The organism is Opitutus terrae PB90-1 (assembly GCF_000019965.1).
Taxonomy (GTDB): domain Bacteria; phylum Verrucomicrobiota; class Verrucomicrobiia; order Opitutales; family Opitutaceae; genus Opitutus; species Opitutus terrae.
In genome coordinates this window covers 2,355,910-2,381,169 of sequence record NC_010571.1, presented here as the reverse complement: position 1 = coordinate 2,381,169, position 25,260 = coordinate 2,355,910, and the positions used below count along the sequence as shown (strand labels likewise).

Below are 25,260 nucleotides of genomic sequence, written 5' to 3'. Positions count from 1 at the left end.
TAGCTTAACCGCGTGTAATTCCTCCATTCTTCGCCGCCATGTCCACCCTGCTGCAGGATCTGCGTTTCGCGTTGCGTCTCTTCGCCAAGTCACCCGGGTTCACCGCGGTCGTCGTGCTGACCCTGGCGCTCGGGATCGGCGCCAACACCGCCATCTTCACGGTCATCAACACGACCTTCCTGCGCGCGCTGCCTTACGCCGAGCCCGACCGGCTCGCCCACGTCTCGGAGAGCAACAAGCAGTGGGACGACATGTCCGTCTCCTACCCCAACTTCCTCGACTGGCAGACCGCGCAGACGGTGTTCAGCGCCATGGCGATCTACCGGACCGACGGCCAAAAGCTTCAAACTCCCACCGCGACCGAGCGCGTCAGCGTCGGCTACGTCTCCGGCGAATTCTTCCCCGCGGTCGGCGTGCATGTCGCCCGCGGTCGTGATCTCACTCCCGCTGACGATGCCGTCGGCGCCGCGCCCGTCGCGTGGATCACGCACGCACTGTGGGAGCGGATGTTTGCCAGCTCACCCGACGTGGTCGGCACCACCACGATCCTCGACGGCCAGAACGTCGCGATCGCCGGCGTGCTGCCGCCGTCGTTTCGGTTTCATCGCGGCATGGACGTGATCGTGCCCCTCGCGCCGTATGCCGAGGCGATGTTCATGCGGAACCGGGAAAATCACAACGGCACCGCCGTGATCGCCCGGCTCAAGCCCGGTGTCACGTTCGAGGCCGCCCGCGCGCAAATGACCGCGATCGGTCAGCGGCTCGCGCAGGAATATCCCTCCGCCAACGCCGGCGCCGGCATCAACGTCCGGCCGCTGCGCGAACGCTTCGCCGGCTGGGCGCGCACGAATCTTTTTCTGCTCACCGGGGCCGTCGGCATGGTGCTGCTCATCGCGTGCGTCAACGTCGCCAACATGCTGCTCGCGCGCGCTGGCGCCCGCGATCGCGAGATGGCGATCCGCACCTCGCTCGGCGCCACGCGCGGCGACCTGCTTCGGCAACTGCTCGTGGAAAGCATGCTGCTCGCCATGGTCGGTGGCGGGCTCGGCCTGTTGCTCGGCAGCTGGGGTTACCAGTTCGCCCAGTCGCAGCTCGTGCCTTGGGAGCTGCGCGGGCTGGTCGACGCGAGCAGCGGCGTCGACGGCCGCGTGCTCGCCTTCGCCGCCGGCATCGCACTGTTCACCGGTTTCGCGTTTGGTATCGCGCCGGCCTGGCAGCTCTCGCACACCAACCCGAACGACGCGCTCAAGAACACCCGGCGCGTCGTGCGCACGGTGTTCGGCCGGTTTCACCTCGGCGATCTGCTGGTCGTCGCGCAGGTCGCGCTCGCGTTGATGCTTCTCGTCGGCGCCGGGCTGATGATCCGCAGCCTGCAACAGCTCGCCAACGTGTCCTCCGGCCTCGCGCCCGAGCGCGTGCTCACGTTGCGCGTGACGACGCCGCCGATGCAGGAATACATGGGCAATCCGTTCGCCTACGTGGCACACCACGAGCGCGTGCTCGAAGCGGTGCAGCGTCTGCCCGAGGTCGAGAGCGCCGCCTTCGGCTCGAGCCTGCCGTTCTCCTGGAACACCTCGAGCAGCTGGGTCTTCCGCCCCGACCGGCCCGCACCTGCCGCCGGCGATTATCCTTCCGCCAACACGCACGTCATCACGCTCGACTACTTTCGCACGATGGGCATTCCCCTGCTGCGCGGCCAGAGCTTCGACGGCCACGAACCGCAGCCGGTGGTCCCGCCCGGCGGAATGAAGGGCATGGAAACGCTCGTCGAGATCTATCGTGATCTCGAGATCCAGACGGTGATCAGCCAGCGCATGGCCGACCTGCTTTTCCCGGGCGAGGATCCGCTCGGCAAACTGTTCCAACTCGGCAAGCCCGAGATGCACCTGCCGCGATTCCGCGTCATCGGTCTGGTCGGCAACACGACCCAAAACGGACTCGACCAGGCGGCACCGCCCGAATTCTACGTCACGCTCCGCCAGTTCCCCGCGCCGAACGACCAGTTCCTCGTCATCCGTTCGCGCCTCGATCCCGCCGCGCTGACTGCCTCGGTTCGCCGCGCCATCCAGGCGGTCGCACCGCACGAGACCGTGTTCGACATCAAGCCGATGTCGCAGCGGATCGACGACACCGTGGCCGGGCGACGGTTCAACATGAGCCTGTTCATCTTTTTCGGCGGCGTGGCGCTCCTGCTCTCGGCGATCGGCATCTACGGCGTGCTCGCGTTCAACGTCAGCCGCAAGACGCGCGAAACCGGCATCCGGATGGCACTCGGCGCGCAGCGCCGCGACATCATCCTCGGCACGCTCGGCCACGGTTTCGCGCTGGTGCTGCCCGGCGCGGTCATTGGGCTCGCGGGAGCCTGGATCGGTTCACGGCTGCTGCAAAGCCAGCTCTACGCCGTCAGCGGCACGGACCTGCTCACGTATGTGGTAGGCGGTCTTGTCCTGCTCGTGATCGCGTTCACCGCCTGCTTCCTGCCGGCGCGCCGCGCCGCGAAGGTCGATCCGGTTCATGCGTTGCGCTCCGAATAGGTAAGAACGCCCGCGGCGTGCCGCCGCGACCATTTCGTTGTGGGCGTTCACCGTCCCACGCGTGGGAATTCCGTGCGCCGTTTTCGGAGCGCTTTCGGCTATGACACACGTCGGCCGAATTCCAACCCGCTTCCCGCGCGCAGGAAACAGAAACCGTGCTGTATCCGGCACGGTCTGTGCAAACTCCCGGACGTTCTTTTTTCTCCTCCCTCACCGTCCGCACTGCCGAGCGTTTCCGAATAGCCAGTCCCCCGACCTCCGGCTCTCAACTCTCAACCCTCAACTCTCAACGTCGCTCGGCCTCCCTGCCCTCCCTCGCCCCCGCACCGGAGGATCAGCTCTGGATTCTCAGCTCTAGGCTCTGGACTTCCTTTCCATGTTTCCCCTCCGCTACGCTTTTCGCTCGCTCGCGAAATCGCCCGGCTACACCGCCATCGCGCTCGTCACCCTCGCGCTCGGCATCGGCGTCAACACGTCGATGTTCAGCATCATCGACGCCCTGCTCTTCCGCGCCGCGCCGTATGCGGAGCCCGAAAAGCTCGTGCAGCTCACCGGGCAACTCCAATCCGGTCCGCTCTTCTTCGGCCGTTTCTCCGCCCAGGAGGTCCGCGAGATCGCACCGCAGGCGACCGGCTTCGCCGCGCTGACCGCCTACGACCGCACGATGGCCACGCTCGCCGCTCCGGGCCAGCCGGCCGAGCGACTGCTCGCGATCCGTTTCACCCGTGGCGCGTTCGAGACCTTGCGCGTCGCGCCGCTCCTCGGCCGCACGTTCACCGCCGAGGAATTCCAGCCCGGTCGTGATCAGGTCGCGATGCTCACCGAGTCGGCCTGGCGCGCGCGCTTCGCCGCCGATCCTGCGATCATCGGTCGCACGCTTCGGCTCGACGGCGAGATCGTCACGATCGTGGGCGTGCTGCCAGCCCGCGCCGAGTATCGAGTCTATTGGGGCGGAGCCAGCTTGTGGCGGCCGCTCAACTTCACGCCCGACCAGCTGAACTTTCGCGGCTACCGGCAGTTTTGGGTGATCGGCCGGCTCCAGCCCGACGTCACGCCCGCCGCGATCGAAGCGCAGCTCGCCCCGCTCGCGGCCCGACAGACGCAGGAGTTTCCCCGCGACTATCCGGGTCTTCACTACGAGGCGGCGCCCCTGAACGAGCGCGTGCTCGACAACGTCCGGCGCAATATGTCGTGGATGCTGCTCGGGCTCGCTGGCTTCGTGCTGCTGATCGGCTGCGCCAATCTCGCCAATCTCCAACTCGCCCGCGCGACCGGCTCCGTGCGCGACTTCGCGATTCGCGCCGCGCTCGGCGCCTCGCGGCGGCACCTCATCGCGCAACAGCTCACCGAATCGCTGCTGCTCTCGCTCGCGGGCGGCGCGCTCGGGCTGCTGCTGGCCGGCTGGCTCAACACGCTCGCCGAACACGCGCTGCTCGTCGACGGCGCGCCCGGGTTCACCGTCGACATCGACGCCCGTATCCTGGCGCTCACGCTGCTGATTTCGGTTTTCACCGGCGTGCTCTTCGGTCTCGTGCCCGCGCTGATCGCTTCGCGGCCCAACGTCGTGGCGACCTTGAAGGCGCAAGGGCGCGGCTCAACCGGCACCCGCAGCCAGCAGCGACTGCGTCATGCGCTCATCATCGGCGAGGTCACGCTCGCGCTGGTCCTGCTTGCCGGCGCCGCGATCATCAACCGCGGACTCGCCCGGATGCTCGCGCGCGAAAGCGGCTGGGACACCGGGCGCGTGCTCACCGCGATCCTGCCGATTCCCGAAACTCGCTACCCGACCGCCGCGCGTCGCGTGGAGTTTTTCCATCAGCTGGAGGAAAAGCTCGCCGCCATCCCCGGCGTCGAGCACGCCGCCCTGGCCACGTCGCTCCCATTGCTCGTCGACGGCACCACGCGACAGGTGTTCGTCGACGCCCCGGCGGCCGATGGCAGCGCCGCCGGCATCGTGGCGGTCCATCAGATGGTCACCTCCGACTATTTCTCGGCCATGGGGATCCGGCTGCTCGAGGGCCACGCGTTTCCGCGGGATCTTCAGCCCGATGGTCCGGCCTACATCCTCGTCAACGAAACGCTCGCGCGTCATTTCTGGCCCAACGAGAGCGCCGTGGGCAAACGCCTCGGCAGCGTGCAGGAGGGCCAGCCGGTGTGGCGCGAAGTGATCGGCGTCGTGCGCGACGTGGAGCCGGTCGCGAGCGCGGAGAACCCAACCACCCGGCTCACCGTCTACCGGCCGCTCGTGCAGGAGCCGTGGTCCTACGTCAACGTCGTGCTGCGCGCCGCTCCAGGCATCGGGGCGGTCGAAACCCTGGCCGAGCCGCTGCGGCGCGCGATCGCCGCGCAGGATCCCGATCTCGCCGCGGATTTCGTCGTCAGCGTCCGCACCTACGTCGCCGCCGCGCAAAGCAACATGATCCTCGTCGGCCGGCTGCTCATCGGGTTCGCCGTGCTTGGGCTCGTGCTCGCCGCGGTCGGACTCTACGGCGTCATCTCCCACACCGTCGCGCAACGGCTGCCCGAATTCGGCATCCGACTCGCGCTCGGGGCGCTGCCACGCGACCTGCTCCGTCAGGTGCTGATCCGCGGTGTGCGACTGACGACCTTCGGTCTGGCGCTTGGGCTCGTCGGCGCACTCGTGCTCGGCCGCCTGCTCGGCTCGATCATGCCCCGGCTCGCGCGACCTGATCCGCTCGGCTTGGCGGGAGTCGTCTTGCTCCTGTTGGTCGTGACGGTCGTCGCCTGCTGGTTCCCGGCGCAGCGCGCCATGCGCGCCAATCCGCTCGATGCGCTCCGCGCCGAATAGCGCCCGCCTCGCGCAGTTGAAGTGAGAAGTTGAAGTCGAAGTTCACTGCCGCTGCCCCTCCCACGAGTCACCCCCGCGCCCGTTTACTGTTTCTTCAACTTAAGCTTCGAACTTAAACCGCGAATGAAATTCGCCCTCCGCTCGCAACCCGCAAGTCATGAAACACGCGCTCCGCTCGCTCTTGAAGTCCCCCGGCTTCACCGCTCTCGCGATCGTCACCCTCGCCCTCGGCATCGGGATGAACACCGCGATGTTCAGCATCCTGAACGGCTTTCTGCTCCGTCCCCTTTCGTATCCCCATTCTGAGCGGCTCTTCCAGCTCGACCGCCAGTCGCCGCAGCAGCCGCACGACGACCATTCGCCGGCCAACGCCGCCGACATCGTCGCCGCCGCGAGCGACGTCGCCGACCTCGCGATGACGCGCTACTGGGCCTTCACGCTCACCGTTGCCCACCAGGCGCCCGACGTGCCGATCGCGCTGCGCGTCAGCCCGAATTATTTCGACGTCCTCGGCGTTCGTCCCGCACTCGGCCGCGTCTTTCGGCCCGACGAAAATACGTCCGGCCGCAGCAATGTCATCGTCCTCACGCACCGTTATTGGCAAAACCATTTCCAGGGTGCGCCCGACATCGTGGGCCGCACCGTCCGGCTCGACGGGACGCCGGTCGAGATCGTTGGCGTGCTTCCGCCCGACCCGGATGAGGTCCGCCTCCTCGGCGCTGTCGGCTTTTATCGGCCGCTCGCGTTGTCCGACGCCGAGCGCGCCAACCGCAGCGAGGGCGGCCTCGGCTTGATTGGCCGCTACCGGCCGAACGTCACTCCGGAACAAGCCGCCGAACGCTTCGCGGTCATCGCCCGCCGCCTGGCCGCCGATCATCCTGCTGAAAACGGCAACCTCCAGCTTGGGCTCCGGTCGCTGCAGTCCACGCTGCTCGCCGGCACCGGCCTGAACATGACGCTCGTGCTGATCGGCCTCTCCGGTTTCGTCCTGCTCATCGCCTGCGCCAATCTCGCGAACCTACTCCTCGCCCGCGCGATCTCCCGGGTCCACGAGTTCTCCATCCGCGCCGCCCTCGGCGCCACCCGCGCTCAGCTCATCCGGCCGCTCGCCCTCGAATGCCTCCTGCTGGCCACGGCCGGTGCGTCCGCCGCCCTCCTCGTGGCCACCTGGACCAGCGATTGGCTCAGCGCCCGCTTCGGCGGTCCGGACACGCCCGTGGACTTCTCCGCCGACCCGCGCGTGCTCGCTTTCGCGCTCGCCGCCTCGGCGCTCACGGCGCTGCTCTTCGGCGTCGGTCCGGCATGGTGGGCGGCGCGCGTGTCGGCCAACGACTCGCTGAAGGCCGGCGGCCGCGGCGCCACCGGCACCCGCACGCAGACGCGTTACCGGCAGCTTCTCATCGCCACCCAGTTCGCCCTCGCCCTCATGCTGCTTGCCGGCGCCATCTTTTTCGTGCGCGGGCTCGAGAAGCTCATTGGCGCCCGCAAGGGTTGGAACCCCATGCCCGTCGTTTCCGGCGTGATCAATCTCGCCTCGCCCACGCGTTTCGGCAGCGCCGAGCCGATCCTCGCGTTTCACGCGCAGCTGCGCGATCGCCTCCTCGCACTGCCTGGCGTGAAGAACGCCTGCGTCAGCTTCGACCTGCCGCTGTTCAACTCCCCCTCGCGCCGCAACTTCCTCGTCGAGGGCCGACCTGCACCCGCGGCCGGCCAGGAGATCGCCGCCTTCACCAACGGCGTCTCGCCCGGTTTTCTCGACACGATGGGACTGCACCTCCTCCGCGGCCGGTTCATCGATAACACCGACCGGCTCGGATCCCGACCCGTCGTCGTGATCAACGAGACCATGGCCCGCACGCTCTTCTCCGGGGAGGAGGCGGTCGGCCACCGTCTGGCCCAGGCTGGCGGTGACAAACCGGTGTGGGCGGAGATTGTCGGCGTAGTCGAGGACACCCGCGCGCTCGACATGGCGCCGTCCCCGGTGCGGTTCCAGGTCTACAAGCCGTTCGCACACGAAGCGTGGCAGTTCGTCACGATCGCCGTGCGTGTCGCGGATCCCGCGAAGTCCGCCGCGCTGCTCGAGCCGATTCGCCAGACGGTCGCCGCGCTCGATCCCGACCAGCCTGTCCTGCGACTGATGACAGTGCCTCAACGGATCGAAAGTAATTTCAAGGTCTGGGAGACGATCGATCGGCTGCTCATGGTCTTTGCCGGACTCGGACTGTTGCTGGCTGCGCTGGGCATCTACGGGGTGGTTACCCGCGTGGTGACGCAGCGCACTCCCGAGATCGGCATCCGTCTCGCGCTCGGGGCGCAAATCCGCGACATCGTCGGTCTCGTGCTCGGCGGCGGCGTCCGCCTGGCGTTCGCCGGCACGCTCCTCGGTTCGATTGGCGCCGCGTGCTTGCTGCAGTTCACCTCGCAGGCGCTTCCCGCGTTCGGCCGCGTCGAGCCGGTTACGATCGTGCTCTCGGCGGTCGCCTTGGTCTCGTTGCCCTGCTCGCCTGCCTGCTTCCGGCCCGCCGCGCTGCGCGCGTCGACCCTGCGGTGGCCTTGCGGACCGAGTGATCGCTGCCACGAGCGGCGATCCGCACGTCATACCATGTTGGGAATGACGTCGGCATCGGCTGATCGGTGCCGAACGTGGCGCAGCCCGGAGGGATGACACGATTGCCCGCAACCTTGCCGCCCTTGCCGGGTTTTCCCCCGCGTCGGACTCCCTGCGCCCTCGCCGGAGCCGTCGTCGCGCCTGCACCGCCCCGCCTCGCAACCAAAACCCGCCCTCATGAAACACGCGTTTCGCTCGCTGGCAAAGTCCCCCGGCTTCACCGCGATCGCTCTCCTCACCCTCGCGCTCGGGATCGGCGTGAACACGTCGATGTTCAGCCTCCTGGAATCGTTGCTCCTGCGCCCCGCGCCGTTCCCGCGTAGCACCGAACTCCATCAGATCATCGCCAACACGCGGCAGGGCGCGCGCTATCAATTCTCCGAGGTCGAGACCCGCGAGATTCGCGAACGCATCAGCTCGTTCAGCTCCGTCACCACCTTCCGGTACAACCAGACGGCGCTCGCCGAACCCGGCCGTCCGGCCGAGCGCGTGCTCAGCATCCTCGTTTCCGCCGAGTTCTTCGATACCTTCGGCGTTCAGCCGATCGTCGGCCGCGCCTTCACCGCCGACGAAACCCGGCCCGGCAACAACCAGGTCATCGTCCTCAGCCACCGCTTTTGGCAGCAGCGCTTCGCCGGCTCCCGCGACGTCATCGGCCGCACGCTTCGCCTCGACGGCGAGACCGTCACCATCATTGGCGTCATGCCCGCCAGCTTCGACTGGCGCTTCCTTTGGGGCATGGCCGGGTTCTGGCGGCCCATCAACTACAGCCCCGATCAGCTCAACAGCCGCACCTACCGCACGTTCAACCTCGTCGGCCGGCTCCGCCCCGGCATCACTCCGGAACAGGCCGTCGCCGAACTCGGACCCGTCGCCGCCAATCAGCTGAAGGATTTCCCGAAGGACTACAACGACCTCTCTTATCGCGTCACCGTCCTCCACAAAGCGCAGATGGACGACACGAGTCGTCAAATCCTCTGGATGCTTCTGGGCCTGTCCGGCTTCGTGCTGCTGATCGCCTGCGCCAATCTCGCCAATCTCCAGCTCGCGCGCGCCACCACCGCGATGCGCGACCTCGCCATCCGTGCCGCGCTCGGCGCGTCCCGCGCGCGGCTGATCCGCGACCAGCTCGTCGAATGCCTGATGCTGTCCCTCGCGGGCGGTGCGCTCGGCATTCTTTTCGCCTACTGGATCAATCGCGCCCTCAGCGCCAGCATCCGTATTGCCGGCGAACCCGACGGGCTCGGGCTGCAGCTCCAAGGCTCCGTCCTGCTCGTCACCTTTCTCGTCGCCACGGCCACGGGCGTGCTCTTCGGCATTGTCCCCGCCTGGCTGTCCTCGCGCGCCGATGTCGTCGACGCCCTCAAGTCCCAATCGCGCGGCTCCACCTCCAGCCGCGGCCAGCACCGCATGCGACAGGCGCTCATCGTCGCCGAGGTCACCCTCGCCCTGGTCCTCCTCGGTGGCGCTGCCGTCATGCAGCGCGGCTTCGCGAAGTTCGTCCAAAAGGATCCAGGCTGGGATACCGCCCGGCTCCTGACCGGTACCCTGCCGATGCCGGAAAAACGGTTTCCCCAACCCGCCGACCGCATCGAATTCCATCGCAAAGTCCTCGCCCGGCTCGCCGCGCTGCCGGGCGTCGAGGCCGCGGCGCTCGCGACGGGCGTGCCGATCTGGGGCTACGGCACGGACCGCCAGATTCACACCGAAAAGCAGGACGCCTCCGATACCCGCAACCTCCCGCTCGCGAGCCACGTGATGATCACATCCGATTTCTTCAACGTCCTCGGCGTTTCGTTGCTTGAGGGTCGCATGTGGCCCGCCGACATCAAGCCCGACGACCCCAAGGTGATCGTCATCAACCAATCCCTCGCCCGCCAGCTCTGGCCCAACCAAAGCGCGGTCGGCCAGCGTCTCGCGTCCATCAATGGCGCCGAAAACACCTGGAGCGAAATCATCGGCGTCGTCCGCGATGCCGATTCGCCCGGAGAGATCGGCAATCCGAGCACGCCTTACCAGGTGTTCCGGCCCCTCGTGCACGAACCGTGGAGCTGGGTCCGCTTCGCGATTCGCGCCCCTGCGCCCGCCGCGCTGGTCGAAAGCGTTCGCCGTGCCATCGCCGAGGTCGATCCCGACCTGCCCGCCGACGAAGTGTTGACGGTCCCCCAGGCCCTCGATCGCTCCAATCACAACCTCGTCATCGTCGCCCGGCTCCTCATCGGCTTCGCCCTGCTCGGCCTCGTCCTCGCCGCCGTCGGGCTCTACGGCGTCATCTCCAATCTCGTCGCCCAGCGCACGGGCGAGTTCGGCATCCGGCTCGCGCTCGGCGCCAGGCCCTCCGACGTCCTCCAACTCGTCCTGCAGCACGGGCTGCAGCTTACCGCGATCGGACTGCTCCTCGGATTCGCGGGCGCCTACGGGGTCAGCCGGCTGCTCAACGCGATCATGCCGCGAATGGTCAGCCCCGACACGCTCGCGCTTTCCGGCATGGCCGCGCTCCTCTTCGTCGTCGCGATCCTGGCAAGCTGGTTCCCCGCCCGCCGCGCGACGAAAGTCGACCCGCTGATCGCGCTGCGGGCAGAGTAGCCGCCGCACGGCGGAATCCGAAATCCGAATTTCGAAATCCGAAACAAGCTCGAAACTCAAAATCCCAAGCCGACGGACCATGCGATCGTCAGCACGAATTTGAGGTTTTGAGATTCGGATTTCTTCGGATTTCGACATTCGGATTTCGGATTTTCGGGTTCGTTGCTGTTCTTGCCCTTGTGAGCAGGCGGGGTCTTCGTTTGACTTTCGGCCATGCCCGTCCGCCTCGCGCTGCGCGCCCTGCTGAAATCCCCCGGCTACACCACCATCGCGCTGCTCACGCTCGCGCTCGGCATCGGCGTGAACACCTCGATGTTCAGCCTTGTCGACGCGCTGCTGTTCCGCAGCACGCCGTTTCCCGATTCCGCGCAGCTCTACGAGGTGGTCGCTTCCAGCCCCACCTTCGAAGCGCGCCGCTATTCCTACCTCGAGCTACGCGAGATCCGCGAACAGCTCACCGCTTTCCCGGCGCTGACCACGCTGGTGCACAGCCAATACACCGTCTCCGAACCCGGCCAGCCCGCCGAGCGCATCGGCGGCATCATGGTCTCGGAGGATTTCTTCGCCACCTTCCGCGTCCCGCCGCTCATCGGCCGCGTGTTCTCGCCCGAGGAACACCAGCCCGGTCGCAACGACGTCATCCTGCTCAGCTACGCGTTCTGGCAAACCCGCTTCGGCGGCGCGACCGACGTGATCGGCCGCACGCTGCGGCTCGACGGGCGCACGACCACCATCATCGGCGTGATGCCGCCCGCATTCGACTATCGCATGCTCTGGGGCGGCGCGGCGTTCTGGCGTCCGCTCAACTTCACGCGCGACCAGATCGAGTGGCGCGATTACCGCGTGTTCAGCTTGATCGGCCGGCTGCCCGCGACCTCGCCCGCCAGTCGCGTCGCCGCCGAGCTCGCCCCCGTGGGCGCGACCCAGGAAAAGCTCTTCCCCGAATCCTACTCCGGCATCCGCTATCACGCGGTCCCGCTCCACGAGGCGCTGATGGACACGCTCGGCCGCCGCGTCTCGCTGCTGCTGCTCGGGCTGTCCGCGTTCGTGCTGCTCATCGCCTGCGCCAACCTCGCCAACCTGCAGCTCGCCCGCGCGACCGCCAATGTCCGCGATCTCGCCATTCGGGCCGCGCTCGGCGCCTCGCGCCGGCGGCTGATTTATCAACAGCTGGTCGAGTCGGTCCTGCTCAGCCTCGCCGGCGGCGCGCTGGGCGTCGGGCTCGCGCTCGTGCTGAACCGCGTCATCGAAACCAACTTCGTCATCAGCGGTTCGACCGGCGCCGTGCACATCCGACTCGATCCGCGCGTGCTCGCCGCGACGCTGCTCGTCTCGCTGCTCACCGGCCTGTTGTTTGGCATCGTGCCCGCGTGGCTCGCGTCGCGCACCGACGTGAACACCGCGCTGAAACAACAGACGCGCGGTGGCACCGCCGGTCGCGGCCACCATCGCATTCGCCAGACGCTCGTCGTCGCCGAGGTCGCGCTCGCGCTCGTCCTGCTCAGTGGCGCCGCCATTCTCCAACGCGGCTTCGCCGACCTGCTCGATCGCCACACCGGGTGGGACACGGATCACATCATCACCGCCGCGCTGCCGATCCCCGAAACCCGCACCGAATACGAAACCGAGGCCAAACGCGCCGAACTCTTCCGACGACTCGAGGAACGGCTCGCGCGCATTCCCGGTGTCGAACAGGCCGCCATCGCCACGTCCCTGCCGGTCTTCACCTACAACGGCGATCGCCGGGTCTTCATCGACGGCCAGTCACAGATGGATCCGAACCTGCCGGCCGCGTTTCACGTCATGGCCTCCGCGAATTACTTCGCGACGATGGGCATTCCCCTCGTCGAGGGCCAGCTCTACGCGCCCGACATCAAGGTGACCGATCCGCGCGTCATCCTCGTCAACGAAGCGCTCGCGCGCCGGCTCTGGCCCAATGACACGGCCGTCGGCAAGCGGCTCGCCAGCATGGACAGTGGCAAACCTTACTGGGCGGAGATCATCGGCGTCGTGCGCGATGTCGACACCGCCGCCAGCACGCGCGACCCGTCGACGCCGTATCAGGTTTACAAGCCTCTCGCGCAGGAAGCGTGGGGGTACGTTCACTTGGTCCTCCGCAGCCGCACGCCCGAGGCGCTCGGCGAAACGCTCCGCCGCGCGGTGTCCGACTTCGATCCCGACCTCGCCGTCGCCTACACGGGCACGGTACAGCAGCTGGTCGACAGTCAGCAGCACAACCTCCGGCTCGCCGGCAAGACGCTCACGGCGTTCGCCGTTCTCGGGCTCGCGCTCGCCGCCGTCGGACTTTACGGCGTGATCGCTCATGTCGTCGCGCAACGCACCGGCGAGTTCGGCATCCGCCTCGCGCTCGGCGCCCAGCCGCACGACGTGCTTCGGCTGGTCCTCGCCCAGGCGCTGCGGTTGACCGGCGTCGGACTCGTGCTCGGCATCGTCGGGGCGTTCGCGCTCAGCCGCGTGCTGTCCGGTCTGATGCCGCGCGTGGTCTCGCTCGATCTGGTCGCGCTGCTCGGCGTCGCCGCCGTCCTCTTGGTCGTCGCGATCATCGCCAGTTGGATTCCCGCCCGCCGCGCCACCAAGGTCGACCCGCTCATCGCGCTCCGCGCGGAGTGAGCCTGGCTCTTTCGCTTTATCTTTCTCGTCGCTTTTCTCCCGGCGCCCGCTCTGGCGACGTCGCACTGGCGAACGAGAAAGATGAAAGAAGAAAGGGAAGACCATCATTCATGGTGGTCGCCGCCGTCCACCTCTCACGTTCCCACGCGTAGGAATGCTGCGTTCTGTTCAGCCCGACCCAACGCACCGCACGAGCCGATCGACCCGCTCGCCCGCGTCACACAATCCCATAAACGGGAAGCCGCGGTTCCAGATTCAAAACCACGCCCCGCCGTAAGTCGGAGGTGGCGATGCCGTAACACTCTGATTCCAATCGGCTAACCCACGACGCCTCGAGCTGGCCCGCGGGTTGCTAACTTCAGGCGCGGCCGGCCGCCGCACCTTCTCGACACCCCATGCGCCTCGCTCTCCGTCAGCTCTTCAAATCCCCGGGCTATACCGCCGTCGCCGTCATCACGCTCGCCCTCGGCATCGGCCTGAACACTTCGATGTTCAGCCTGATGAATCTGCTCATCCTGCGGCCGCTGCCCTATCCGGCAAAGGAACAGCTGGTCCGAATCTTCCGCACCACGCCGCAGGATGCGCGCGGCAATCACAACGTCCAATCCTTCCTCGATCTCCGCCGCGAGACGGCGGCCTTCCTCAAGCTCGCGGCTTATCGCCAGTGGGGCTACACGCTCACCCAGCCCGGCCGGAGCCCCGAGAACCTCAACGCCCTCCGCGTGTCCGCCGGCTTTTTCGAAATCCTCGGGCTGCAGCCCGAGCTCGGCCGCGTGTTCACGCCGGAGGAGGACCACGCGGGCAACCATGTCGTGATCCTGAGTTACGCCGCGTGGATGGCGCAGTTCGGCGGCGATCCGGGCATCGTCGGCCAAACCGTGTCGATCGACAGCGAGCCCACGACCGTCGTCGGCGTGCTGCCGGAGAAATTCGCTTCGCTGTTTCTGTGGGGACCGTCCGACGTTTTCCGACCGTTGGCGCTGAGCGAACAGGAGAAGGCCGACCGCGCCGACACCTCCGTGCAGGTCCTCGGTCGCTTCGACCAAGGTCTCACGCTCGCGCAGCTGAACACCCGACTCGCCGCCATTTACGCCAACCTCGCGGATTCCCGCCCGCGCGAGCAGAGCAAGGACGGACTGCGAGCGGTGGACCTGCAATCCTCGACGATGCAGCCCGGCACCGACGTCGCGACCCTGATGCTCCTCGGCCTCGCCGGATTCGTGCTGCTGATTGTCTGCGGCAATCTCGCCAATCTCCAGATGGCCCGCGCCCTGTCCCGCACGCGTGAGTTCGCCGTTCGCGCGGCACTCGGCGCCTCGCGCTCCCACCTGCTGCGACCGCTGCTGCTGGAGAGCACGATGCTCGCGCTGGCCGGCGGCGCGCTCGGGGTTCTCGTCACCGTCTGGGGCAACGCGTGGATCTCCAGCCAGATCGCCCAGAATCTGCCGATCCATTTCGATCTGACGATCGACTGGCGGGTGCTCGTGTTCGCCTCCGGACTTTCGCTGCTAACCGGCATGTTCTTCGGGCTCGCCCCGGCGTGGCTGTCCTCGCGCGTGGACGTGAACGACACGCTTAAGTCGGGCGGCCGGGCCGCGACGGGTGACCGCTCGCAGCACCGCTTCCGCGACGCGCTGATCGTGCTCCAATTCGCCGCGGCCCTCATTCTCCTCAGCGCCACCGGATTCTTCATGCGCGGCATGCAAACGCTGCTGGCGCGCGATCCGGGATGGACGCCTGCCGGACTCACCCACTGCGTGATCAATCTCCCGGCGGCGCGCTACGCCACGCCCCAGCAGGTCCTCGGTTTCTACGACAACCTCGAGCAACGGCTGCGCGCACTGCCTGGCGTCGAAAACGTCGGCATCGGCTGGACGGCCCCGCTCTACCAACTGCTCGCCACGCGCACCTTCCTGGTCGAGGGACGCGAACCGCCGGCCCCCGGCCGCGAACCGCGCGCCTTCGTCAATGCCGTCAGCCCCACCTATCTCGAGACCCTGCGGATCCAGCTGCAGGCCGGTCGACAGTTCAGCGCAACGGATGCCCTTGGCGCCCCGCGCGTCGTGATGATCAACGAGGCGATGGCCCGCGCGCTCTTCCCGGGCGAGAATCCCATCGGCCGGCACCTCAGCACCGGCGACGCCGGCAACCGCGCCTCAGCCGAGATCGTTGGCGTCTTCCACGATGTCGGGATGGCCGGAAATCCCGCGCCGGCCACGACGCCGTTCCAGGTTTTCCAGCCCCTCGCGCAGGAACCGTGGAACTACGTCACCGTGCTGGTGCGCGCACCGCACCCCGTCACCGAACCGCTGCGACAGGCGGTCCAGGCCCTGGATCCTACCATCCCCGTTCAGCTGCTGAACACGGCCGACGAACTGGCCAAGACTGGCACCCGCGCGCTCGAGCTTATCACCACGATCTTTTTTGGCTTCAGCCTGCTGGGCCTCTTCCTCGCCGCCCTCGGCCTTTATGGCGTGATCATGCGACTCGTCGTGCAGCGCACGCCCGAGATCGGCGTACGGATGGCGCTCGGCGCGCAGTGGCGCGACATCCTCACGCTCATCATGGGCACCGGCTTCAGGCTCGCCGCCATCGGCGCGGGCGTCGGCCTCCTGGGCTCGGTGGCCATGAGCCTGCTCTTGAGCGCAATGTTCGCGGGACAACCGAACATCGATTTCGTGATCCTACCCGTGACCACCGCCGTACTCGTGATCGTGGCGCTCATCGCCAGCTACCTTCCCGCCCGTCGCGCCACGAAGGTCGACCCCATCGAGGCGCTCCGCGCCGAATAGCGCGCGCCGGCGCGGACAGTTGAAGTGAGAAGTTGAAGTCGAAGCGGAAGTCGCCGCCGAGCTGGGTCGCGTCACTCCCATTTCTTCAACTTAAGCTTCCCACCTCAACTGGGCTGTAACTCCCGCGCGCCTGCCGTGTTTTGCCCTTCGCCGACGCGCCGTCCGCCCAGTCGGTGCTCGAGCTTGAAGCTTCAAATCACCATGAACCGCCCGCACCTCCGCTTCCGCACCGGCCTCGCCCTTGCGGCCTTTGTCGTCACCGCCGTCACGCCGGCGCTTTTCGCTCACGATCATTTCGACGCGCGCTCCCGCGACGAGCTCGTCGACCTCAGCGGTCGCTGGCGGTTCTCCGTGGGCGACGATCTCCGTTGGGCCCAGCCCGATTTCAATGACCACCACTGGTCGCGCGTTTCCGTGCCCGGGTACTGGGAGGATGACGGCTACGATGGCTATAACGGCTACGCCTGGTACCGCCGGAGCTTCCGGTTCAGCGACAGCCCGAACCAGCCCACCTATCTCCTGCTCGGCCGGATCGACGACGCCGACGAGGTCTACGTCAACGGCCAGAAAGTCGGCGGCCGCGGCGCGTTTCCGCCTGACTTCATCGCCGCGTGGAACGTCGATCGTATCTACGCGCTGCCAGCCGGTCTGCTCCGCGCCGGCGAGGACAACGTGATCGCCGTCCGGGTCTACGACGGCGCTTCCGGCGGCGGGATCGTCGGCCACTCGATCGGCATCTACAGCTCCAACCTGCCGCTGCCCGAGATCGATCTTGCGGGCACCTGGAAATTCCACGCCGGCGACGATCCGGTCTGGAAGGATCCCGCCTGCGACGAGTCCGACTTCGCCACAATGCCCGTGCCCGCATTTTGGGAAAGCACGAGCCAGGGCGACCTCGACGGCTTCGGCTGGTATCGGAAAACCTTCCGCGCCACACCCCACGCGGACGTCGCGACGATGGTGCTCATGCTCGGCAAGATTGACGACACCGATGAGGTCTATCTGAACGGCACGAAGATCGGGAGTACCGGCAACCTCAACGAGTCCGACCGACACAGCGGCGCCGACTTCTACGACCAATATCGCGGGTACTATTTTCCCGCTTCGCTGCTCCGGGACGAAAACCTCCTCGCCGTCCGCGTCCACGATCATGGCGGACGCGGTGGCATCTACGAAGGCCCGCTCGGCATCATCAGCCAGGATCGCTACGTCGAATACTGGGAGATCGTTCGCCGTGATCGCCGGCCGTTCCGCTCGCTCGTGCGCGCGCTGTCTCACATCCACAACTGATTTCACCGTTTGCCCTATCGATGCGGTCGTTGTTCTCGCGGACTGCGCGCGCCGTCGCCTCTGTCCGCCGGGAATTAAGCCATGTCGGTCGCTCGTGTCACACGATCCCATTCGCGGGACGGCCTCGTTCCACCTTTGCGACGGCCCCCGCTCCGGCCAGCGGGAAGAAACGCGTAACTCGCTGAATAAACGCAGCCACGGCTGTCGCCGAAGCTTGGCACACGCCGTGCAAAACACCGGCCCGTGAATTGCCCTGTGCCCCCACGCGTCCCCGGCCTGCCCCCGCACGCCCTTCCGTCTCTCCATTGATTCCATCGGCAATTCGCGTTCGGCCGTCGGCAATCGTCACCCACACACTCCCATGCTCATTCAAACGTTCTTCCAGGATCTGCGGATCGGTCTCCGCGTGCTCATCAAGGAAAAGAGTTTTTGCACGCTCGCCGTCACCGTCCTTGCGGTCGGTATCGGCGCCGTCACGTCGATGTTCAGCGTCGTCAATGGCACGATGCTGCGCGGCTTTTCCTTTCCCAACGCCGACCGGCTCGCCGGCGTTCAGGTGGTCGATCCGACGCAGTCGAATCCGTTCGGCTTCAACAGCCAGATTTTCTCGCTCGATTACGAGGCGATGCGCGAGCAGCAGACCTCGTTCGAGATGATGGCCGCGTTCATCAACGGCGCGACCGTCAACGTCACCGCTGATGGGACGCCCAAGCGCTACACGGGCGCCTACGTCTCCGCCGACTTTTTCCGGATTCTCGGCGTGCGGCCGGTGATCGGCCGCGATTTCGCGCCGCGCGACGATCAGCCGGGCGCGGAGAAGATCACGCTGATCAGCTACCAACTCTGGCAGCGCGATTTTGGCGGCTCGCCCGAAGTGATCGGCCGCAGCATCCGGATCAACGGCAAACCGGCGACCATCGTCGGCGTGATGCCCCAGGGCTTCGCCTTTCCGGTGAACGAGGAGCTGTGGATCCCGCTCTACGCCGAGTATCCGCCGACCCCGCGCAACAGCCCGAACGCGCAGGGCAATCAGCCGGGCGTGCTCGCGCTGCTCAAGCCCGGCGTCAGCTTCGACCAGGCCCAGGCCGAGTTCTCCGGCCTCGCCAAGCAGCTCGCCGCCGCGTTTCCCGACACGAACAAGAAGTTCGACACGGCGGTGATCCAGCCGCTGATCAAGACCTTCACGCCGCCCAACATCAAGGGCCTGCTCTGGACGATGCTCGGCTTCTGCGTCGGCCTGCTGCTCATCGCCTGCGTCAACGTGATGAACATGCAGTTCGCGCGCGCGACGCTGCGCGCGAAGGAACTCGCGATCCGCTCCTCGCTCGGCGCGACCCGGATCCGGCTGATCCGGCAGATGCTGACCGAGTCGCTGCTCGTCGCCGCGCTCGGCGCCACTGTCGGCATCGGCCTCGCTTCGTGGGCGACGGGATACCTCAACGCCGCCACGCACTCCGGCGAAAATCCCATTCCCGCCTACATCGTATTCAACATCGACGTGCCCGTGCTCGTCTTCGTGGTCAGCGCCACGATGCTCGCGGCGCTCGTGTCCGGATTCGTTCCCGCGTGGATGTCCTCGCGCGCCAGCGCCGTCGACGCGTTGAAGGAGTCCGGCCGGGGCAACACCAGCCGCGCCGTCACCGTCATCACCCGCTCGCTGGTCGTCATGCAGATCCTCGTCAGCAGCCTCTTGCTGGTCGGCGCGCTGCTCCAGCTGAAATCAATCCTGCGCCAGAACCAGATCGCCTGGGGCTACGACAACGGGGCGATCCTGAGCGCGCGACTCGCCCTGATGGAGGGCGACTATCCAACGCCCGAGGCGCGAAAACTGTTTTTCGACCGGCTGCTCCGTGAGCTGCGCGCGAATCCCGAATACGAGGGCGCCGCCCTTACCAACCGCTTCCGGATGACCTTCTCCGGCTTTGGTCGCATCGAGATCGACGGCCGCGCCTACGCCAAGGACGAGGACCGGCCGAACACCAACTTCGAGCAGGTGTCCGAAGGCTACTTCGAGACGCTCAAGGCGCGGATCATCGAGGGCCGCGACTTCGCACTCGACGACACCGATGCCAAGCAGCCGATCGCCATCGTGAACGCTGCTTTCGCGCACAAGCACTTTGGCAATGAGAGCGCGCTTGGCCGTCGCTTCCGCACCGTCGGCAACAACGGCCAGCTGTTCGGACCGTGGCGCACGATCGTCGGCGTCGTCTCCAATGTCCGGATGCTCGGGCCGTTCAACAATCCGCAGGTGGACGACACCGGGTTCTACGTGCCGTATTTCTCGTCCGTCTTCGGTCCGGCCCTGCCCGGCCCGGTGCAGCAGCAGTTCGCCACCGTCATCGTGCGGCCGCGGGCTAACAATGCCGCGGACATCGAGCGGCGCGCCGCCGTCCTGGCGACCACGCTCCAACGCGAGGTCAACAAGGTCGACGCCAACCTGCCGCTCTACTTCGTCGGCACCGCGCGGGTGAACCAGGAGAGCTTCCTCGGCGTGAACCGGATTATCGCCAGCATGTTCACGCTCTTCGGCGGCATCGCCGTGCTGCTCTCGTCGGTCGGCCTCTACGGCGTGATGAGTTTCTCCGTCAACCAGCGGATGCAGGAATTCGGCATTCGCATGGCGCTTGGCGCCGACACCCAGCGGATCCTGCAGATGGTGCTCCGCCAGGGCGGCGTGCAGCTGCTCATCGGACTGGGGGCTGGACTCGCACTCACCGCCACCGTCGCCGTGCTCGCCCGCGACGGCATCGCCACGCAGCTGTTCGAGATCAGCCCGCTCGATCCGCTCACCTACACGACCGTCGCGCTGCTGCTCACCGCCGTGGCGTTTGTCGCCACGCTCGTGCCCGCCCAGCGCGCCACGCGCGTCGACCCGATGACCGCGCTCCGGGCCGAGTAGCGCCTGCGGCGAGTCGAAGTGAAAAGATGAAGTTTAAGTCACCCTCTCCGCCACTGCTCACTTCAACCTAAACTTCCTTCTTCAACTCGCAGACCGCAGGTCTGCACTCGCCATGTTCAACCTCCGCTACGCCTTCCGCAGTCTGCTGAAGTCTCCGGGCTTCGCCCTCATCGCGATCGTCACGCTCGCGCTCGGCATCGGCGTCAACTCGTCGATGTATTCGTTGATGAACACGCTGATGTTCGCCTCGGCGCCGTTCCCCCGCCCGGAGTCGATCGTCAACCTCAACGGCCAGACGCCGCAGGCGGAGTTCCTCCGCCTCTCCGTGCCGGAGATCGAGGAATTGCGGGCGCATCAGAGTCCGGCCTTCGCCGTGATCGCCATGCAATCCGGCCTGCTGGAAACCGTCACGCTGCCCGGCCAGCTGCCGGAATCCATGCAGGGCAACGCGGTCGACGCCGCGCTCTTCAAGGCGCTCGAAACGCCGCCGCTGCTGGGGCGCACCTTCTCCGCCGACGAATGCGTCGCCGGCCGCGACGCGGTTGTCCTGATCACCGAAAATCTGTGGCGGCGGCAGTTCGGCGCAAATCCGGAGGCCGTCGGTCAGACCATGCGAATCAACGGCCGCGTGTTCACGATCATCGGCGTGCTGCCAGAGCCCTACTCGACGATTTTTATGTTTGGCGAAGGCCAGTATTTCCGTCCGCTGGTGCCCGCCGACAACCAGGTGACCGCGCGCGACCGCCGCGAGTTCGGCGTGGTCGTGCGCCTCACCCCCGGCGTGACCCCCGTGGCGGCGCTCGCCAGCATCGCGCCCCTGGCGGAACGGTGGGCCAAGGATCATCCGCGGCTGTATCAGAATTACCATTTTCGAATGCAGCTTGCCGGCCGCGTCGGCGGCTCGGCCAACGTCGCGATCCTCACGCTGCAGATCGGTCTGGCGGCTGCCATCCTCGCGATCGCGTGCGCCAATCTCGCCAACCTGCAAATGGCCCGCGCCGCCAGCCGGCTCCGCGATCTGGCGATTCGCTCCGCGCTTGGCGCCAGCCGATGGCGGCTCATCCGTCAGCAGCTCGTCGAGTCGCTGTTGCTGTCCGTCATCGGCGGCGCGCTTGGCCTGCTGGTCGCGCACTGGAGCAATCTGCTCATCGGCCGGAATATTCGGCTCGGGCTCTTCAGCACGCTCCATCTGCCCATTGACGGGCACGTGCTCGCGTTCAACGCCGCCATCTCGATCGTCGCCGGCCTCGGCTTCGGCCTCGTCCCCGCCTGGCTGGCGGCGCGAGCCGACATCAACGACATCCTGAAACAGCAGACGCGCGGCACCACCGGCGGTCGCCACCAGGGCTGGATCCGCGGGTTGCTCGTCGTCGGCCAGGTGGCGCTGTCGCTCGCGCTCCTCTCCGTCGCCGGCATGATGATCTACGGACTCGACCGCACGCTGAACGCGCGCCCGAGTTGGGACACCGAGTCGATCCTCACCGCCAACCTGCAGGTGGACGAACGCTCCTATAACACGGAGCAAACCCGTGCCTTCCAGGACGAGATCATCCGCCGGCTCTCCGCCATTCCGGGCGTCGAGGTCGCCGCCATCGCGTCCACGCTACCGATCGGCGGCAGCACCGCGGGCAATGATATCTTCAAGGAAGGCCAGGACTCGAGCCAGACCAACTTGCCCAAGGGTAGCGGATATCTCATTACGCCCGGGTTTTTCAAGGCGCTCGGGATTCGCGTGCTTGAGGGCCAGACCTTCCCCGAAAACGTCTCGCACACCTCACCCGAGCGGGTGGTGGTCAACAAGTCCCTGGCCGATAACTTCTGGCCCAAGGAGAGCGCCATCGGCAAGCGCCTCGGCACGCGGGCCGGTGACGGCAAAACCACGCTGCGCGAGGTGATCGGCGTCGTCGCTGACGTGGAGGACGCCATCAACTTCACCGAACCCGTCGCGCGGATGCAGTATTTCACCCCGATGACGCACACCCCCTGGTCGTATTTCCAAGTCGTGATTCGCGGGCCGAACCCGAAGCGCTTCGACGGTGACCTGCGCCGCGCCATCGCCCAGGTCTCGCCCGACGTGGCTCCCCGATTCATTTGGACGCTGGCGGATATGCGCGATCAGTTCCTGCACAATCTGGTCGTGATCAATGGCGTGCTATTCGCGTTTGCGCTGCTCGGGCTCGTGCTCGCAAGCGTTGGGCTCTACGGCATCGTCTCGCACAACGTCAGCCAGCGCATGGGCGAGTTCGGCATCCGGGTCGCCCTCGGCGCGCGCCAGATCGACGTCATGGGTCTGGTCCTGCTGCGCAGCCTGCGATTGACCCTTGTCGGCTTGGCGATCGGCGCGGTCGCGGCCTATGCGCTCGGACTCGCGTTGCGGCAGAGTCTCGGCCCGCTGATTGCGCAGAACTACACGATTCTCGGGCTCACGTGCATCGCGATCTTCGTCGTCGCCTTCGTTGCCACCTGGCTGCCCGCCCGTCAGGCCGCCACCGCCGATCCCGTCGAGGCGCTCCGGGCTGAATAGCCCCTGCGACCGCGGGGCAGCTGAAGTGGAACGTTGAAGTTCAAGTCCCGAGTTCCGCCTCTCTCAACTCTCAACGCTCAATTCTCAACCGACTGTTTGCTCACAGCTCCAGTCTCTTAGCTCTGGGCCCCGTCCCCATGTCCACGCTCCGTCACGCTCTCGTGTCCCTGATCAAGACTCCGGGGTTCACGCTCGTCGCGCTGATCACCCTCGCACTCGGCATCGGCGTGAACACCTCGATGTATACGCTCGTCGACGTGTTGCTGTTCCGCAGCGCGCCCTACCCGGAGCCCGATCGCATGCTGCTCATTCAGGCGCTCAATGCGCAGGGCCAGCCTGACGGCTACGGCTTCCCGGAGGTCGAGGAACTGCGCGTCCAGGTGGCGAACGGCGAACATGCCGCCTTCGAATCGGTCACGACGCTCGCCGGGTGGAACAATGCCTGGGCCGAACCCGGCCAGCCCGCCGAGCGGCTCCGCGCCGTCGACGCGTCCGCCGAGTTCTTCTCGACGTTTCGGGTGCAGCCGATGCTCGGCCGCGCGTTCACCGCCGACGAGGAAACGCCCGGCCGCAACCAGGTCGCGATCCTCAGTCACTCGTTCTGGCAGAGCCGGCTCGGCGGCGATCCCAACGTCATCGGTCGCACGCTCCGGCTCAACGCGGAGCAGGTCACCATCATCGGCGTCATGCCCGCCAGCTTCCGCTATCCGCTGTTCTTCGGCCCCGTTGATCTCTGGCGCCCGATCACGTTGCCCCAGCACATCGTGCAGGATCGCACCAACCGGCTTTTCTTCGCCATCGGCCGGCTCGCTCCGGGCATGACGGTCGAGCAGGCCACGGCCCAGGCGCAGCCGGTGTTCGCTCGCTGGGCCCAGGACTATCCGCAGCACAGCGCCGGCCGCACGGTCCGGCCCGAGCCGCTGCACAAGGTCGTTATGGACAGCACAGGGCGGTTCATGATGTGGCTGCTGTGCGGCGTCGGCATCGTCGTGCTGCTGATCGCGTGCTTCAACCTCGCGAATCTCCAGCTCGCCCGCGCCGCCGCGCGCACCCGCGATCTCGCCATCCGTTCCGCGCTCGGCGCCTCGCGCGCCCGGCTCATTCTTCACCAGCTCACCGAATCCATGCTGCTCGCGCTCGCCGGCGGCGGCTTGGGCGTGCTGGTCGGCATCTGGATGAACGCCCTCCTCGAGAGCCAGATCCAGATCGGCGGGACCGAGCATCTCACCTTGAACCTCGATGTGCCGATCCTGCTGCTCACGCTGCTGGCCGCCGTGTTCAGCGGCCTGGTGTTCGGACTCGTGCCGGCCTGGATGGCGTCGCGGGGCGATGTGGTCAGCACGCTCAAGCAACAGACCCGCGGCTCCAGCTCGAGCCGTTCGACGCACCGGTTCCGCCATAGCCTCATCGTCGCGCAGGTCGCGTCGGCCCTCGCGCTGCTCGCCACCGCCGGCGTGATGCTGCGCGGGTTCAATGCGCTGCTCCACGCCAACAATGGCTGGGACACCGATCGCGTGCTCGCCGCCAACATCCATCTGCCCGAACAGTCGACTTACAACAGCGAGGACAAGCGCCGGCTCGCGATCGAGAAACTTGCCCGCCGGCTCAAGCAGATCCCGCAGGCGGAAAGCACCGGCATCGCGTCGACGGCTCCGTTGTTCGGCTATTCCAAGAGCGTCCCCATTCAGGTCGACGGCCAGACCTCCGACGATCCTGCCAAGCAACCCGTCGGCGGCTACACGCTGGTCGCGTCCGACTATTTCCAGACCATGGGGATCCCGCTGCTCGAGGGCCGGTTGTTCCCGGAGGAGCTCAACGCCAGCTCTCCGCCCGTCGTCATCATCAATGAAACGATGGCGCGGCATTTCTGGCCCGGCCAAAGCGCACTCGGCAAACGCATCGGCGATCGGCAGGACAACGTCCTCGTCTGGCGCGAGGTGATCGGCGTGGTGCGCGACATCGGCTTCGCCGTGCAGCTCAGCAATCCGGACACGCTGTTCCAGGTCTACAAGCCGATGGTGCACGAGCCGTGGGGCTACATGTTCCTGCTGGTGCGAGGCCCTTCGCCCGCCACGTTCAAGAATGAAGTCCGTCGCGCCGTGGCGGACATCGATCCCGACGTCGCCGTCCAGGAGCTCTACACGATTCCGGAGGCGATCGACCGCTATTCCCACAACATCGTGCTGGTGAATCAAACGATCGGCGCGTTTGCGTTGCTCGGCGTGCTGCTCGCCTCGGTCGGACTTTATGGCGTGATCTCGAATCTCGTGGCGCAGCGCACCGGCGAGTTTGGCATCCGGCTGGCGCTCGGCGCGCGGCCGCGCGACGTGCTCACGCTCGTGCTCCGCGGGGGCATGACGCTCACCGCGATCGGACTCGGCCTCGGCGCCGTGGTGGCCTACGCACTCAATCTCGTGCTGCAGGGCTTCATGCCGCGGATGGCCGCATCGGATCCGCTCACGATCGCGCTGGTGGCAGTGCTTCTGTTCTCGGTCGCCGTGTTCGCCTGCTGGCTGCCCGCGCAACGCGCCACGCGCATCAACCCGCTCGATGCCCTCCGCGCGGAATAGCGCCGCGACGGCGTCGC

The 25,260-nt window shown here is 66.9% G+C and carries 10 protein-coding genes; all 10 read left to right on the top strand.

What is annotated here, in order from left to right; genetic code table 11:
* Nucleotides 1-38 precede the first annotated feature (38 nt).
* The 10 genes from OTER_RS09615 to OTER_RS09570 all read left to right on the top strand — a co-directional run bounded on the left by OTER_RS09615 (nt 39) and on the right by OTER_RS09570 (nt 25,243).
* Nucleotides 39-2,534, top strand: coding sequence for an ABC transporter permease (locus OTER_RS09615; protein ID WP_012374717.1), 2,496 nt, complete (start codon nt 39-41; stop codon nt 2,532-2,534).
* A 376-nt stretch (nt 2,535-2,910) separates the two neighbouring features.
* Nucleotides 2,911-5,343: an ABC transporter permease gene (locus OTER_RS09610; protein ID WP_012374716.1), complete on the top strand. Its 2,433-nt coding sequence runs from the start codon at nt 2,911-2,913 to the stop codon at nt 5,341-5,343.
* Nucleotides 5,344-5,500: 157 nt separating this feature from the next.
* Entirely contained in the window at nt 5,501-8,008 is a 2,508-nt protein-coding gene (locus OTER_RS09605; protein ID WP_012374715.1) for an ABC transporter permease, read from the top strand.
* A gap of 120 nt (nt 8,009-8,128) precedes the next feature.
* Nucleotides 8,129-10,537: an ABC transporter permease gene (locus OTER_RS09600; protein ID WP_012374714.1), complete on the top strand. Its 2,409-nt coding sequence runs from the start codon at nt 8,129-8,131 to the stop codon at nt 10,535-10,537.
* 213 nt (nt 10,538-10,750) lie between these two features.
* Entirely contained in the window at nt 10,751-13,168 is a 2,418-nt protein-coding gene (locus tag OTER_RS09595; RefSeq protein WP_012374713.1) for an ABC transporter permease, read from the top strand.
* 395 nt (nt 13,169-13,563) lie between these two features.
* Nucleotides 13,564-15,960, top strand: a complete 2,397-nt coding sequence (locus OTER_RS09590; RefSeq protein ID WP_012374712.1) for an ABC transporter permease — start codon at nt 13,564-13,566, stop codon at nt 15,958-15,960.
* Between the two features lie 201 nt (nt 15,961-16,161).
* The gene (locus OTER_RS09585; RefSeq protein WP_012374711.1) at nt 16,162-17,250 is read left to right on the top strand and encodes a beta galactosidase jelly roll domain-containing protein; all 1,089 of its coding nucleotides are present in this window, start codon (nt 16,162-16,164) and stop codon (nt 17,248-17,250) included.
* 361 nt (nt 17,251-17,611) lie between these two features.
* Nucleotides 17,612-20,149 carry an ABC transporter permease gene (locus OTER_RS09580; RefSeq protein ID WP_012374710.1) on the top strand — a complete coding sequence of 846 codons (2,538 nt, stop codon included), beginning with the start codon at nt 17,612-17,614 and terminating at the stop codon, nt 20,147-20,149.
* A 112-nt stretch (nt 20,150-20,261) separates the two neighbouring features.
* A complete protein-coding gene (locus OTER_RS09575; protein ID WP_012374709.1) occupies nt 20,262-22,673 on the top strand; it encodes an ABC transporter permease in 2,412 nt (803 codons plus the stop codon).
* A gap of 137 nt (nt 22,674-22,810) precedes the next feature.
* Nucleotides 22,811-25,243, top strand: coding sequence for an ABC transporter permease (locus OTER_RS09570; RefSeq protein ID WP_012374708.1), 2,433 nt, complete (start codon nt 22,811-22,813; stop codon nt 25,241-25,243).
* Nucleotides 25,244-25,260: the final 17 nt, after the last annotated feature.